The following is a 14,058-nucleotide window of genomic DNA, read 5'->3' on the forward strand; positions in this document are numbered from 1 at the left end:
ATGTATACATCGAAAGAACTAGAACTGCTCGAGCTGCTCGAAGAGAAAGGCTACCTCGAGACGAAACTGTTGGCGAACTTGCTCGCGACCGACGAGGCGACTGTCGAAGCGATGCTCGAGAAGTTCAAGGCGGACGGTATCTTGCTCGGCTTCCGGGCGATGGTCAACTGGCAAAAAATCAATCGCCACGATGTCACGGCGTTCATCGACGTCAAAGTCACTCCGAAACGGGGTCGTGGTTTCGATGAGGTCGCGGAACGTATTTATCGCTTCCCGGAAGTGACGGCGCTCTATTTGATGTCAGGGGCTTACGACCTGCAAGTCGTCATTCGGGCGAACTCGCTTCAAGACGTCGCGTCGTTCGTTTCGGACAAATTGTCACCGCTTGACTCGGTCGTCTCGACGACGACGCACTTCAAATTGAAGACGTATAAGCATGATGGCATTTTATTCACCCCGCAAGTCGAAGACAAACGGTTGAATATTACGCCATGAAGTCACTATCCCAACAAGTCGTCTCAATGAAGCCGTCCGGCATTCGCCGATTCTTCGATTTGGCGCAAACGATGGAAAACGTCGTCTCTCTCGGGGTGGGAGAGCCGGATTTCATCACGCCGTGGAACGTGCGCGAGGCGAGCTATGCGGCGCTCGAGCAAGGCTACACGGCCTATAGCGCGAACGCCGGTCTCCTCGAGTTACGTCAAGAAATCGCTGGTTACATGGCGGACCGGTTCGGGGCGACATATGACCCGGCCACGGAACTGATCGTCACGACGGGCGCGTCTCAGGCGCTCGATATCGCCTTCCGGGCTCTCCTCAACCCGGGTGACGAGGTCATCGTCGTTGAACCGGCTTTCGTCTCGTACGGGCCGCTCATCGAGCTCGCCGGCGGGACGGTCGTCCCGGTCGCCTGTCGTCCGGAGAACGGGTTCCGTCTGAACCGGGAAGACGTCGAAGCGGCGATCACGGAGCGCACGAAAGCGATGCTCCTCTGCTTCCCGTCAAACCCGACCGGAGCGACGATGACGGGTGAAGAACTCACCGAGATTGCGGAACTCGCGACGAAACATGACCTTTGGGTCGTCAGTGATGAAATTTATGCCGAACTGTCATATGACGAGCCGTTCACAAGCTTTGCGACGCTTCATGATATGCGCGAGCGGACGATCGTCGTCAACGGGTTCTCGAAGGCGTTCGCGATGACAGGCTGGCGGCTCGGGTTCACATGTGCGCCGGAAGTCGTGACACGGGAGATGCTCAAAGTTCATCAGTACGGCATGATGTGTGCCCCGACGCTCGTTCAGTTCGGCGGTCTCGAGGCACTGAAGAGCCGTGACCAGCATGTACCGAAGATGGTGAAGAGCTATCGGCAGCGCCGTAACTACTTCATCCAGGCCCTCAATGACGCCGGGTTACCGACGCACGTACCGGGTGGGGCGTTCTACGCCTTCCCATCGATTCGCCACACCGGATTGAAGAGCGAAGAGTTCGCCGAGCGTCTCTTGCTCGAGGAACGGGTCGCGGTCGTGCCGGGCAACGCCTTCGGCGCGAGCGGTGAAGGCTTCGTCCGGGCTAGTTACGCGACGTCGGTCGAACAATTACAAGAAGCGATTCGTCGCATCGATCGGTTCATGAAACAGTTCGAAGTGACGACGACAGTGACAGACTCTCAGCGATGAGGGTCTGTTTTACGTTTTAGTGGTATAATAGATGGGAAAAGACGAGCGAGGTGAGGTCATTGGAACGAGTGGATTTTGTAGCAATCGGATGTGGCCCGTACAATCTCGGCTTGATGGCGCTCAGCGAATCGACCAAATTGACGGGTATATGTTTTGAAGAGCGGGCCGACTTCAATTGGCATGAAGGAATGTTGCTCGAAGCGGCGACGATGCAGACGCATTATTTATATGACCTTGTGACGCTCGCCGACCCGACGAGCCGGCACAGCTATTTGAACTACTTGAAGCAGGTTGGCCGGCTGCAGACGTTCATCGTCCAAGAGAGCCCGACGATTCCCCGGACAGAGTTCAATCGTTATTTGCAGGCGATCGCTGCTTCGCTCGACACAATCAAGTTCTCGCACCGGGTCGTCGACGTCCGTCCGGCACAGGACGGCTTCCTCGTCACGGTCGCGACGCCTAAAGGCGAAGAGACGCTATCGTCGCGACACGTCGTCATCGGGACCGGGGCCGAACCGCTCATCCCAGAGGCGTTCCAAGACGTCATCCATACGAGCTCGTATCGAATGGAGCGGGAACGATTGCTTGAAAAGGACCGCATCGTCGTCATCGGCAGCGGGCAGAGCGCGGCGGAGGTGTATCTCGATTTATTGAGTCGATCCGATAAAACGCGGCAACAAATCGATTGGGTGACGCGCTCGGACGTGTTCGAGTCGCTCGAGAGCGGCAAACTCGGGGAAGAAATCTTCAGCTTGTCGTATGTCGAGTATTTCAATCGATTACCGTACGCGGAACGTGAGCAACTTGGGAAGTCGTTCGAACGATTCCGCAATGGCGTCAACCCAGAGACGCTCCGTGCCATCTATGGGGCGTTATATCATCGGACGGCGGACGGGACGGACCAAGCGACGAACTTGTGTACCCAAATCGAAATCGAGCGCGTATCGCACTCATCGAGCTATATGGTCGAAGGGACTCAGCAGCATAGCGGTGAATCGTTCACGAACGAATATGATGCGGTCGTGGCGGCGACCGGGTATCGACCGCGGATTCCGGAGTGGGTCGAACGATTTGACATCGAATGGGAAGCGGAACGACTATGGCGCGTCAACAACCGCTATCAAATCGCGACGGAGACTCGGTTAACCGGCAGTCTGTTCACCCATACGAACTTGGAACATTCGCACGGGCCGGCGGCAACGAATTTAGGGATGGCCGTATATCGGAACGCGATTATGTTGAATGAAATGGTAGGGGAGACGGTGTTTGAGGTGGCCGCACAGCGACCGTTTACAAGCTTTTGAACAAAAAAAGGGCTAGGCGTTAGCCTAGCGGAATCAGGGGGGAATACTTGAAGTCTTGCTTGATTTGTATTTACCCGACCCGTCGACTTTGAAACACGAAAATAATCCCAAATAATCTTTTTTACTAATTTGTACACTTTATCGAAAAAAGTATGTTATAGTAAGTTGATGAATTTAGCATAGGAGTGTTTGTAATGGCAAAATACGAAAAAGATCAAGTTTTAAAAGGTAAAGTAACAGGAATCCAACCTTTCGGTGCGTTCGTCGCACTCGACGACGAGACTCAAGGTCTTGTCCACATCTCTGAAATCTCACACGACTACGTGAAAGACGTGAACGAGTACGTTCAAGTCGGTCAAGAAGTTGAAGTGAAAATTCTTGATGTTGATGAAGCATCTAAGAAAATCAAGCTTTCAATGAAAGCGACACAAGAAGCTCCAAAACGCGAGAAGTCGGCTAAGCCAGCTCGTCGTGGCGCACCACGCCGCAACGAAGCTTCAAACTTCAAGCAAGAAGAAGCTCCAGGATTCACTGTCCTCAAGGACAAGCTCGAAGACTGGATCAAAAACACGAACTTCAAGAAGTAAGTGATTGAGACGACCTGCCATGTGCAGGTCGTCTTTTTTTTTGTACAGGAAATGTCCCGCTCGTTCACGAACAGTACAGAAAAGGAGTGAGGACCATGAGAATCGGAATCATCGGTACGGGTGGAATTGCCAAGACTGCCCATATCCCGCAATACATCGCGGCAGGGGCCGACGTCGTCGCCGTCATGAATCGGACGCGAGAGCGCGGGGAAGCGGTGGCTGAACAGTTTGGAATCAAACGGGTGTATGAGACGGTCGAAGAGATGCTCGTCACAGAACAACTCGATGCGGTCAGTGTATGTACGCCGAACGCGCTCCACAAAGCGCAAGTCATCGCCGCACTCGAGGCAGGATGCCACGTCCTCTGTGAGAAGCCACCGGCCATCTCGGCCCGTGAGGCGAACGAGATGCTAGAAGCGGCCCGGAAGGCAGAGCGGACGCTTCATTACGGATTCCATTACCGGCACCGGTCGGACACACAACTATTGAAACGGATGATCGATGCCGGGGAACTCGGTCATGTCTATGCGGCGACGGCCCTTGCCCTGCGGCGTCGTGGTATCCCGGGATGGGGCGTGTTCACGGATAAGGAACTGCAAGGAGGCGGTGCACTGCTTGATATCGGGGTACATATGCTCGACCTCGCCTTGTATTTGATGGATTATCCGAAGCCGGTCGATGTCATCGGTCACGTCGGTCAATACCTCGGCACACGGCCTGGTGTCGGGCTGATGGGTGATTGGGACGCGGAGGCGTTCTCGGTCGAAGACACGGCCCGGGCGATGGTCACGTTCGACAACGGAGCATCTTTGTTTTTAGACGCGAGTTTCATGGCCAATGTCGAGGCGGCGGACACGATGCGGGTCGAACTACGGGGCACGATGGGCGGGGCGTCGCTCTTTCCTCTCCAACTCCATACGGAAGAGCATGGCGCCTTATTCGATAAATCACCGGCCCATCTGACGCTCCAAGATCCGTACACCAGTCAGATTCGCACGTTCCTCGAGGCTTGTCGGCACGAGCCATCGTACCTGCAAGCGGAACAGGCAGTGACGCTCCATACGATCATCGACCGCATCTACGCTCAGGCCTGATTGCTTTTCAATCATAAAAAACAGGGTATATAGTGTAGGTGTTACATATTTTCGAAGGAGGATGAAACATGCACAACTTTGAATACAAGAACCCGACGAAACTTATTTTCGGGACACATCAGATTGAAAAACTCGCGAGCGAGTTGAAGGCGCTTGACGCCAAGAAAGTGATGCTCGTCTATGGAGGCGGGAGCATCAAAAAGAACGGCACGTACGATGAAGTCGTGGCGGAACTGAACAACGCCTCGATCGATTTCGTCGACTTCTCAGGCGTCGAACCGAACCCGCGCATCGAGACGGTACGTCGTGCCGTCAAACAAGCGCGTGAAGAAAACATCGACGCATTGCTCGCGGTCGGCGGCGGTTCGGTCATCGATTGCACGAAACTCATCTCGGCGGCCATCCCGTATGAAGGCGACGCTTGGGACATCGTGCTCCGTGACCACATCCCGACGGAAGCGATCCCGTTCGGTACGGTGCTCACGCTCGCGGCGACCGGTTCTGAGATGAACTCAGGTTCGGTCATCACGAACTGGGAGACACAAGAGAAGTACGGCTGGGGTCACCCGCTCGTCTATCCGACGTTCTCGATCCTCGACCCACGTTACACGGTATCAGTGCCAAAAGACCAAACGATTTACGGCATCGTCGACATGATGAGCCACTGTTTCGAGCAGTACTTCCACCCGAACCATGCGCCGGTTCAAGAGCGGATGACGGAAGGCGTGTTGAAAGCGGTCGTCGAATCGGCACCGAAACTCGTCGACGATTTAGAAAATGTCGACTTGCGCGCCATCATCTTGTTCTCAGGTACGATCGCCTTGAACGGTGTGCTCCAAATGGGTGCCTCGGGCGACTGGGCATCGCACAACATCGAACATGCGGTCTCGGCTGTCCATGACATCCCGCATGCAGGCGGACTCGCGATCCTGTTCCCGCGCTGGATGGAACATGTACTCGATGAAGACAATGCAGCACGTTTCGCACGCTTAGGCACAGAAGTGTTCAACGTCGAACCGGCTGACACAGACTTGGAAACGGCGAAGCGTACGATTGCAGCCGTTCGTGCCTTCTTCGATGAGCTCGGCGCGCCAAGCTCGCTCCGTGACTATGACATCGACGAGTCGACGTTCGACGCCATCTTGGATTCGGCGATGAAACGCGGGGCGTTCGGTCGCTTCCGCACACTCGAACGTGAAGACGTGGCAGCGATTCTTGAGTTGAGCAAATAAGGCGATTTGATGCCTATTTTGCAATAATGATTGAACGAATCCGACGTTTCCGTTTATGATGGGTCATGTATGGCTCTTCAAGGAGCGATTTAAAGGAGGAAATGACATGTCAACTGTACGTTTCGATTATTCAAACGCCCTGTCTTTCGTCGGGGAACATGAAGTCGATCAATTGCAAGAAACCGTGAAAGCAATGCATTCGGTCATCCATGACCGCAGCGGGGCAGGTAGCGATTTCCTTGGGTGGGTCGACCTCCCAACAAACTACGATACGGATGAGTTTGCCCGCATCAAAGCGGCCGCGGAACGAATCCGTGAGAACTCGGACGTCCTCGTCGTCGTCGGGATCGGTGGATCATACCTCGGCGCACGCGCGGCCATCGAGATGCTTCAACATTCATTCTTCAACGTATTGTCAAAAGAAGAGCGCAACGCGCCACAAGTCTTCTTCGCCGGCCACAACATCTCGTCTACTTATTTGACGGAGTTGCTCCAGGTGCTCGAAGGCAAAGACGTCTCGGTCAACGTCATCTCGAAATCGGGAACGACGACAGAGCCGGCGATCGCGTTCCGTGTCTTGAAACAGTTCATGGAAGACAAGTATGGTCAAGACGGTGCTCGTGAGCGCATCTATGCGACGACAGACCGTGCCCGTGGCGCCTTGAAGACGCTTGCGGATGCGGAAGGCTACGAGACGTTCGTCATCCCGGATGACGTCGGAGGCCGCTTCTCGGTCCTCACACCGGTCGGACTCCTTCCGATCGCTGCGGCAGGCATCGACATCGATGCCCTCATGGAAGGTGCACGCGACGCACAAAACGCCTATTCGTCACCAGAGCTCTCTGAGAACGAGGCGTACCAATATGCGGTCGTCCGTAACGCCTTGTATGCGAAAGGCAAGTCGATCGAGTTGCTCGTCAACTACGAACCGGCCTTGCACTACGTGTCGGAGTGGTGGAAACAGCTTTACGGCGAATCAGAAGGAAAAGACAACAAAGGGATCTTCCCGGCGGCTGTCGACTTCTCAACTGACCTCCACTCGATGGGACAATACATCCAAGAAGGTCGTCGTGACTTGTTCGAGACGGTCATCCGTGTCACGAACGTCCGTCACGCGATGAACGTGCCAGAAGACGCGCAAGATCTCGACGGCTTGAACTTCCTCGCCGGCGAAACGATCCAATTCGTGAACGACAAAGCGGCTGAAGGAACACTCCTTGCCCACACGGACGGAGAGGTACCGAACCTCGTTGTCGAATTGCCAGAGATGACGCCGTACCACCTCGGTTACTTGTTCTACTTCTTCGAGAAGGCATGCGCGATGAGCGGATACATTCTCGGGGTGAACCCGTTCAACCAACCGGGCGTCGAAGCGTATAAAGCGAACATGTTCGCGTTGCTTGGAAAACCAGGTTACGAAGAACAAAAAGCTGAGCTTGAAAAGCGTTTGAACCAGTAATTTCGAGTAGGTCCGCTCCGGCGGGCCTATTTTTTTTGTTTGAAACTGGGGGAAGACAAGGTAAAGTGAGAGTAGACAGGGGAAAGAAAGGGATGGACTATGTTGACATTCACGGACTACTATCACAATAAAGTCGAGTTGAGCTTCGCGCACTATCCATTTTCGGATACGCCGCTCCACGTCTGGGTCGTCGCCCGCTATGAGAATCAATGGGTGCTGACGAAGCATAAGCAACGCGGACTCGAGTTTCCGGGTGGAAAAGTTGAGCCCGGCGAACATGAGGATGATGCCGCGATTCGGGAAGTGTATGAAGAGACGGGTGGTGTCGTGAAGACGCTGCACTATCTCGGACAATACCGCGTGCTCGGGCGCGGGGACACGGTCATCAAAAATATTTACTTCGCCGAGATCGAGCGCTTCGATGACCATCCGGCCGTCGATGAGACCGACGGCGCCGTGCTCATGAAGGAACTGCCAACGAATCTGCTCCGGAACAACCGGTACAGTTTCATGATGAAAGACCGGGTGCTCCCGGAAACGATGAAGGTGCTACATGAAAAACGAATGGTTTGACCGGATCGAGGTCCTCCCACCATATGCCGGTTATGCGGTCCACCGTGGCTGGTACGCGACGCGCGATGGTGAGGATGTCGTCGCCTATACGATCACGCCGACGCGACCGAACGGGCACGTCCTGTTTTATTTGCGCGGTGGAACAGGACGCATCGGCGACGTGCGCTTGCCCCGGTTGATGCAGTTCGCGGCCAAAGGTTTCCACGTCGTGGCGCCTGTTTATCGGGGTAACCATGGGGGGAGCGGGAAAGAGGACTTCGGCGGGGCCGATTTAGAGGATGTCTTGTCTCTCTATGATCGCGTCCATCGAACGGACACGCTCATTCATGCCCTTGGCTTCTCGCGTGGGGGCATGATGGCGTTGTCGCTCGCCGCGGAGCGGCCGCTCACGTCCGTGACGTCATGGGCGGGTGTCACCAATTTGGAATGGACGTACGAAGAGCAACGCTCGATGCGGAAAATGCTCCGCCGTATGACCGGGGGTGATCCGGAAGCGGCTCGTGCGGCGTACGTGGAGCGTTCACCCCTCTACAAGGACTGGGAGGCCCCGACGTTATTGATTCACGGGACAGACGACGAGCAAGTGCGGCTCCGTCATGCGACAGCCGTGGCCGAACGGATGGGGGAGCGGGCCGAACTTTGGATCGTCCCGTTCGCTCATCAACTCCCGTTTTGGGAAAAGTGGAAGACGACCGATGAGGCGATGGACTGGATGTTAGCCGTCGCACCAAAAAAATGACTAGCGCCTAAACCAGGCGCTAGTCATTTTTTATTACACGATGATTGGGCCGGCCGCGACGACCGCCTCACTCGCTTTCGTGAATCGTTTGAAGTTGTCTTGGAACTTACGGGCGAGCGCTGCCGCCTCGGCGTCGTAGCGGGCCCCGTCTTTCCATGTGCCCCGTGGGTTGAGCACGTCGTCTGGCACCCCGTCGATGTGGCGTGGGATCTCGACGTTGAAGATGTCATGGCGCGTCGTCTCGACGTCACGGAGTTTCCCGTTGACGGCCGCGTTCACCATCGCCCGTGTATAGGCGAGCTTCATCCGCGATCCTTCGCCGTATGCGCCGCCGGTCCAACCCGTATTGACGAGATAGACGTCGACGTCATGTTTCTCGATCAACGTGCCGAGCATGTCGGCGTAGCGTTCCGGTGCGAGCGGCAAGAACGGTGACCCGAAACATGTCGAGAAGGTCGCCTGCGGCTCCGTCACGCCGCGCTCCGTGCCGGCTAGCTTCGACGTATAGCCTGACAAGAAGTGATACATCGCCTGCTCCTTCGTCAATTTGCTGATTGGAGGCAGGACGCCGTATGCGTCGGCCGTCAAGAAGACGATCGTGTTCGGATGCCCGGCTCGTGACGGAAGCATCGCGTTATCGATAAATTGAATCGGGTAGGCGGCCCGTGTGTTCTCAGTGAGTGAGATGTTCTTGTAGTCTGGCGCCCGTTCCTCGTCCAAGACGACGTTCTCAATCAACGAGCCAAATCGAATGGCATCGTAGATTTGAGGTTCGTTCTCACGCGACAAGTTGATCGTCTTCGCGTAGCAACCGCCTTCAATGTTGAAGACGCCGTCAGGAGACCAACCATGCTCGTCGTCCCCGATTAAATGACGTTCTGTGTCGGCCGATAGCGTCGTCTTTCCGGTACCCGATAGCCCGAAGAAGAGAGCCGTCTCGCCGGCGTCCGATACGTTCGCCGAGCAATGCATCGACAAGACGTGCTGTTCCGGTAACAGGAAGTTCATGACTGAGAAAATCGATTTTTTAATTTCGCCGCCGTATTCTGTTCCCCCGATCAGAATGGTCCGTTTGGCGAATGAGACGAGAATGAACGTTTCGGAGTTCGTCCCGTCGACTTCCGGATCGGCCTTATAGCTCGGTGCATAGATGACCGTGAACGGATCAAAGGCACCTTGTGTCGGCCATTCGCGCAAGAACAACTGTTTCGCGAACAAGTTGTGCCACGCGTATTCTGTGATGGCCCGGACCGGGAGCGTATAATGCTCGTCAGCCCCGGCAGACGCCTCGAGATAATAGAGCTTGTCTTTCGTCTCGAGATGCGTGAGCACTTTATCGAGCAGTGCCGTGAACTTCTCTTCTGCGATCGGTTGGTTGACCGGACCCCAGTCTACTAAATGATTGCTGACTTCATCTTGCACGACGAATTTGTCTTTCGGTGACCGTCCTGTGAATTTACCTGTACTGACCGATAAAGCCCCGTCTTTCGTCAGTACGCCTTCCCCGTTGCGAATGGCTTCTTCCACCAATTCTGGAACCGTTAAGTTCCGCATCATGTCGGCACCTTTAATTAATTCTTCGATTTTCAGGAGCGTTGTCGCCATCCTGAATCCCACCTTTCCCCTAAATAGATGTGGATGAAATCCGCATACTTCCGCGTTTAATTAGTATGACGTTTTTATTATATGTGACATACTAATCAAAAACAAGCCTTTTTTACCCTTTAAAGTAAGCGCTTTCTTACACTGTCATTCTAACATATTCTGTACCAGGTCATAGTACAAAATCGAAAACCGACAAAAAAATGTTTGATATTTCACAAACATAACTATTGCGAGTTCGTGAAAAGTTTTACGAATTCAGTCGATACGCTTGACAGAACGGGGTGTCATTTATATGATGGTCTTCGTAACGGATACTCTTATTCTGAGCGGTGGAGGGAACAAGGCCCTACGAAGCCCAGCAACCGTCCGATTTGTCATTGTTATTCGGAAAAGGTGCTATCCTGAAGCGAAGCGCAAGCTTCGAACGATAAGAGGGTAAGGAAGAACGATTCAACCTTTCCCATTGAACATGGCGAAAGGTTTTTTTCATTACCGTCCCAAAGCAACGCGTAAGGGGAACGAGTACCGTCCACACATCACCCTTATTATAGGAGGTTTTTCGAAATGGCAAACTTGAACCGTCGACTTTTCACTTCGGAGTCCGTCACGGAAGGACATCCGGATAAAATTTGTGACCAAATCTCAGATGCGATTTTGGATGCGATTTTAGCTGAAGATCCAAACGCCCGCGTTGCGGCTGAGACATCTGTCACGACAGGTCTCGTGCTCGTAGCAGGTGAGATCACAACATCAACTTACGTGGATATCCCGAAAGTTGTTCGTGAAACAGTTCGTGAGATCGGCTACACACGTGCAAAATATGGTTTTGATGCAGAGACTTGTGCTGTCCTCACATCGATTGATGAGCAATCGGTAGACATCGCCCAAGGTGTCGACCAAGCGCTTGAAGCTCGTGAAGGACAAATGACTGAAGAAGAAATCGATGCGATCGGCGCTGGTGACCAAGGTCTCATGTTCGGTTACGCAACAAAAGAGACACCAGAACTCATGCCGCTCCCGATTTCACTCGCACACAAATTGTCACGTCGTTTGGCAGAAGTTCGTAAGAACGGCACGCTCGCTTACCTTCGTCCTGATGGTAAGACACAAGTGACGGTCGAATACGACGAAGCGAACAACCCAGTTCGCATCGACACAATCGTCATCTCGACGCAACACGCCGAAGACATCACACTCGAACAAATCCAAGCTGATTTGAAAGAGCACGTCATCGACGCGGTCATCCCGTCTGAACTTATCGACGCGGATACAAAATACTTCATCAACCCGACTGGCCGTTTCGTCATCGGTGGACCACAAGGGGATGCAGGCCTTACAGGACGTAAAATCATCGTCGATACGTACGGTGGTTACGCTCGCCACGGCGGCGGCGCGTTCTCAGGTAAAGATCCAACCAAAGTTGACCGTTCAGCGGCATACGCGGCTCGTTACGTAGCGAAAAACCTCGTTGCAGCGGGACTTGCTGACAAAGCAGAAGTTCAACTTGCTTACGCGATCGGCGTTGCCCACCCGGTATCGATCGCAGTCGACACGTTCGGCACAGGCAAATTGAGCGAGACTGAGCTCGTCGAACTCGTTCGCGAGAACTTCGACCTCCGGCCGGCCGGCATCATCAAGATGCTCGACCTTCGCCGTCCAATCTACAAGCAGACAGCAGCTTACGGCCACTTCGGTCGTACAGACGTTGAACTCCCATGGGAGCAAACGGATAAAGCGGCAGTGCTTGAAGAAGGCGCGAAACGCTTCGCATAAGACAGTAAAAACGACCTTTCTCAGCGAAAGGTCGTTTTTTTGTTAGGCTTGTGTTTTGTTGTCATTCGATGATTCGTTATTGCTTGATGACGTGTCGGATGAAGTTTCTTGCCCGAGCGCCGTATCTTTCGCATCGACGACTTTCTCGCCGATCGATTGAAGATCTGACTTCGCTTCTTGCGCCGTGCCGACGACTTTGTTCACGTCTTCTTTGACCGTGTCGACTTCACCAGCGACTTTCTCGTATACGTTTTGAACGTCAGTGGCAACTTCTTGGATGATTCCAGAAGCTGATTTCACTTGGTCGATGACTTGTGAGGCCTTTCCGGCTGGGTCTTGTTTGACTGTATCGACGAGACCGCCGACCGACGATTTCGCGCTCGAGAACGATTGTTTCGTGTTCTCACGGTTCGACGTGCTAAGTAAGGCGAGCAGACCGCCGACGAGGGCGCCGAGGAGCATCCCGGTCACGACGGTGATTTTAGGGCCACCTGCATTTGCTTGGTCAAACTGACGATTTGGATTGTTGGCTTGCTCTAGTTTTGGATCATGTTGTAGTTTCGGTTCCATAGTAACACTCCTTTTTGTAAGTTGGCATTGATACTCTTATACCCGAGTCAAAATGGAAAATAACGTCTTCCTTCATTTCGACATCAAAAAGTAATGAGCGGGCAGGATATTTTTTTGCTGATGGGGAATGATACTACTAGATTGGCCAAAAGGGGGATGCCGTTATGAAGATCAGGGAAGCCGTACCAGAAGATGCCGCCACCATCCGCGATATTGCGCTCGCAACGGTCAGTGAACAAGACGAGGTTCGTTCAAAAGTAATGGAACGGGCTTATCAGCAAGAAGAGATCGTCCGCGCCATCAGTTCAAGCGAGGAAGCGAAAGAGCAGTTGTTCATTGTCGGTGAAGCCGAAGGCGACGTCATCGGGTTCTATCATGCGATCGACCGCGGGGATACGTGGGAAGTGCTCCGACTCTATCTTCATCCGACCCATCACCGACAAGGTCTCGGAACGGCCTTATTGTCTCATCTGCGCGAACGTAAAGTTCAACCGATCGAACTGTACGTCGAGAGTTCGAACGAGCAGGCGATCGCCTTTTTGAACCATGAGGCGTTCATCGAGTTGAATCGGATTCAAGAGGAAGTGTACGACCAACCGATGGAACTGATTCATTTGCGCTATGACCCGAGCTAAGACCCTAGACGGATTTTCTGACAAACATCAGTCTCGGCTGATGTTTTTTGTTAGTATAAAAACATGGACATAATAAAATGAGGTGACAGTATGACATACGAAGAAGAATCACGAAAAGGGGTCATCGTGATCGTCTATCCGCTCCAGTTCACGTCACGCTTGAGCGAGGCGTTTTTAGGACGGTTACGTGACGAATATGAAGTTCTCGTCGTGACCGGACAGACGGTCGGCTTGACCGCGGAAGACCATAAGCTGTTAATCAAGAACACGCTACGCGAGGCGAGCCAGTACAAACTGCCGATTCACGTCATCGCCTTCAGTCTCGGGGCGTTGTTAACGAACCGATTGCTCCAGGAATACGATGTGCCGCTCGGCAGTTTGACGTATATCTCACCCTTGTTCGATTGGCATCCGTCCCGCCAAATCGGCGGATTGAAACAAGTCGTCGCGAGTGCGGTCGACCGTTTCCGTCCGGATTTGCCGCTCGGCATGATGACGTTCATGGGTGCAGGCGAAGAGTCGTCCCGCTTCGGTGAGATCACGTATGGGCAATACCGGGAAATCGAGGAAGAGATCGTCGAGCATCAAGAAGAGAAGAAACATTTGCCGCGCCTTCCACTCGCTTGCTTCTATGCGCCGGACGACCGCTTCGCCGATGTGAAACTGACGCTCAACGTCTGTCGAAAAATCGGCGGCGATCAAGTGTACATCCGCCGGCTCGAAGGCTTCCCGCATTTCGGCTATGAACGACTGAACACGAAGTTCGCGGAGACGCTCATCACGTTTTATGAATTGATTCGAGAATGAC

Annotated in this window: 14 protein-coding genes and 1 riboswitch; of the genes, 12 read left to right on the forward strand and 2 right to left on the reverse strand. The window is 53.7% G+C overall.

What is annotated here, in order from left to right; all coding sequences use genetic code 11:
* The 9 genes from KNP86_RS04235 (at position 1) to KNP86_RS04275 (ending at position 8,667) form a co-directional block, all read left to right on the forward strand.
* A complete protein-coding gene (locus tag KNP86_RS04235; protein WP_021065542.1) occupies positions 1-495 on the forward strand; it encodes an Lrp/AsnC family transcriptional regulator in 495 nt (164 codons plus the stop codon).
* The gene (locus tag KNP86_RS04240) at positions 492-1,679 is read left to right on the forward strand and encodes an aminotransferase (protein WP_214753016.1); all 1,188 of its coding nucleotides are present in this window, start codon (positions 492-494) and stop codon (positions 1,677-1,679) included. The genes KNP86_RS04235 and KNP86_RS04240 overlap by 4 nt, the downstream gene beginning before the upstream one ends.
* A gap of 68 nt (positions 1,680-1,747) precedes the next feature.
* The gene (locus KNP86_RS04245; RefSeq protein ID WP_353048157.1) at positions 1,748-2,983 is read left to right on the forward strand and encodes a lysine N(6)-hydroxylase/L-ornithine N(5)-oxygenase family protein; all 1,236 of its coding nucleotides are present in this window, start codon (positions 1,748-1,750) and stop codon (positions 2,981-2,983) included.
* Between the two features lie 194 nt (positions 2,984-3,177).
* Positions 3,178-3,570 (forward strand): S1 domain-containing post-transcriptional regulator GSP13, encoded by a 393-nt coding sequence (yugI, locus tag KNP86_RS04250; RefSeq protein WP_016509788.1) that lies wholly within the window; start codon positions 3,178-3,180, stop codon positions 3,568-3,570.
* A gap of 95 nt (positions 3,571-3,665) precedes the next feature.
* Positions 3,666-4,664 (forward strand): Gfo/Idh/MocA family protein, encoded by a 999-nt coding sequence (locus tag KNP86_RS04255; protein WP_214753020.1) that lies wholly within the window; start codon positions 3,666-3,668, stop codon positions 4,662-4,664.
* Positions 4,665-4,732: 68 nt separating this feature from the next.
* Positions 4,733-5,896 (forward strand): iron-containing alcohol dehydrogenase, encoded by a 1,164-nt coding sequence (locus tag KNP86_RS04260; RefSeq protein ID WP_034778331.1) that lies wholly within the window; start codon positions 4,733-4,735, stop codon positions 5,894-5,896.
* 106 nt (positions 5,897-6,002) lie between these two features.
* The gene (locus tag KNP86_RS04265) at positions 6,003-7,355 is read left to right on the forward strand and encodes a glucose-6-phosphate isomerase (RefSeq protein WP_034778329.1); all 1,353 of its coding nucleotides are present in this window, start codon (positions 6,003-6,005) and stop codon (positions 7,353-7,355) included.
* A gap of 99 nt (positions 7,356-7,454) precedes the next feature.
* Positions 7,455-7,928, forward strand: coding sequence for an RNA deprotection pyrophosphohydrolase (gene ytkD / locus KNP86_RS04270; RefSeq protein ID WP_034778327.1), 474 nt, complete (start codon positions 7,455-7,457; stop codon positions 7,926-7,928).
* Positions 7,909-8,667 carry an alpha/beta hydrolase family protein gene (locus tag KNP86_RS04275; RefSeq protein WP_214753022.1) on the forward strand — a complete coding sequence of 253 codons (759 nt, stop codon included), beginning with the start codon at positions 7,909-7,911 and terminating at the stop codon, positions 8,665-8,667. Before ytkD ends, KNP86_RS04275 begins: the two co-directional genes overlap by 20 nt.
* A 33-nt stretch (positions 8,668-8,700) precedes the next feature.
* Here KNP86_RS04275 and pckA read toward each other — a convergent pair whose 3' ends face one another.
* Positions 8,701-10,272 (reverse strand): phosphoenolpyruvate carboxykinase (ATP), encoded by a 1,572-nt coding sequence (gene pckA, locus KNP86_RS04280; RefSeq protein WP_034778322.1) that lies wholly within the window; start codon positions 10,270-10,272, stop codon positions 8,701-8,703.
* A gap of 314 nt (positions 10,273-10,586) precedes the next feature.
* Positions 10,587-10,706: riboswitch (SAM riboswitch) on the forward strand.
* 130 nt (positions 10,707-10,836) lie between these two features.
* Here pckA and metK point away from each other — a divergent pair.
* Positions 10,837-12,045, forward strand: coding sequence for a methionine adenosyltransferase (metK, locus tag KNP86_RS04285; RefSeq protein ID WP_138859148.1), 1,209 nt, complete (start codon positions 10,837-10,839; stop codon positions 12,043-12,045).
* Between the two features lie 42 nt (positions 12,046-12,087).
* On the opposite strand, the gene KNP86_RS04290 is transcribed toward metK, so the two are convergent.
* A complete protein-coding gene (locus KNP86_RS04290) occupies positions 12,088-12,615 on the reverse strand; it encodes a hypothetical protein (protein WP_138859149.1) in 528 nt (175 codons plus the stop codon).
* A gap of 164 nt (positions 12,616-12,779) precedes the next feature.
* Between KNP86_RS04290 and KNP86_RS04295 the strand changes: the two genes are divergently transcribed.
* A complete protein-coding gene (locus tag KNP86_RS04295; protein WP_034778317.1) occupies positions 12,780-13,250 on the forward strand; it encodes a GNAT family N-acetyltransferase in 471 nt (156 codons plus the stop codon).
* A gap of 90 nt (positions 13,251-13,340) precedes the next feature.
* Positions 13,341-14,057 (forward strand): alpha/beta fold hydrolase, encoded by a 717-nt coding sequence (locus KNP86_RS04300; protein ID WP_034778316.1) that lies wholly within the window; start codon positions 13,341-13,343, stop codon positions 14,055-14,057.
* Position 14,058: the final 1 nt, after the last annotated feature.

The sequence above is a fragment of the Exiguobacterium sp. s16 genome (assembly GCF_018618115.1).
Classification (GTDB): domain Bacteria; phylum Bacillota; class Bacilli; order Exiguobacteriales; family Exiguobacteriaceae; genus Exiguobacterium; species Exiguobacterium mexicanum_A.

Excerpts from the sequence above, each read along its gene's own strand:
- KNP86_RS04235 (WP_021065542.1), top strand. The coding sequence starts at position 1 with ATGTATACATCGAAAGAACTAGAACTGCTCGAGCTGCTCGAAGAGAAA.
- KNP86_RS04240 (WP_214753016.1), top strand. The coding sequence starts at position 492 with ATGAAGTCACTATCCCAACAAGTCGTCTCAATGAAGCCGTCCGGCATT.
- yugI (WP_016509788.1), top strand. The coding sequence starts at position 3,178 with ATGGCAAAATACGAAAAAGATCAAGTTTTAAAAGGTAAAGTAACAGGA.
- KNP86_RS04255 (WP_214753020.1), top strand. The coding sequence starts at position 3,666 with ATGAGAATCGGAATCATCGGTACGGGTGGAATTGCCAAGACTGCCCAT.
- KNP86_RS04260 (WP_034778331.1), top strand. The coding sequence starts at position 4,733 with ATGCACAACTTTGAATACAAGAACCCGACGAAACTTATTTTCGGGACA.
- KNP86_RS04265 (WP_034778329.1), top strand. The coding sequence starts at position 6,003 with ATGTCAACTGTACGTTTCGATTATTCAAACGCCCTGTCTTTCGTCGGG.
- ytkD (WP_034778327.1), top strand. The coding sequence starts at position 7,455 with ATGTTGACATTCACGGACTACTATCACAATAAAGTCGAGTTGAGCTTC.
- KNP86_RS04275 (WP_214753022.1), top strand. The coding sequence starts at position 7,909 with ATGAAAAACGAATGGTTTGACCGGATCGAGGTCCTCCCACCATATGCC.
- pckA (WP_034778322.1), bottom strand. The coding sequence starts at position 10,272 with ATGGCGACAACGCTCCTGAAAATCGAAGAATTAATTAAAGGTGCCGAC.
- metK (WP_138859148.1), top strand. The coding sequence starts at position 10,837 with ATGGCAAACTTGAACCGTCGACTTTTCACTTCGGAGTCCGTCACGGAA.
- KNP86_RS04290 (WP_138859149.1), bottom strand. The coding sequence starts at position 12,615 with ATGGAACCGAAACTACAACATGATCCAAAACTAGAGCAAGCCAACAAT.
- KNP86_RS04295 (WP_034778317.1), top strand. The coding sequence starts at position 12,780 with ATGAAGATCAGGGAAGCCGTACCAGAAGATGCCGCCACCATCCGCGAT.
- KNP86_RS04300 (WP_034778316.1), top strand. The coding sequence starts at position 13,341 with ATGACATACGAAGAAGAATCACGAAAAGGGGTCATCGTGATCGTCTAT.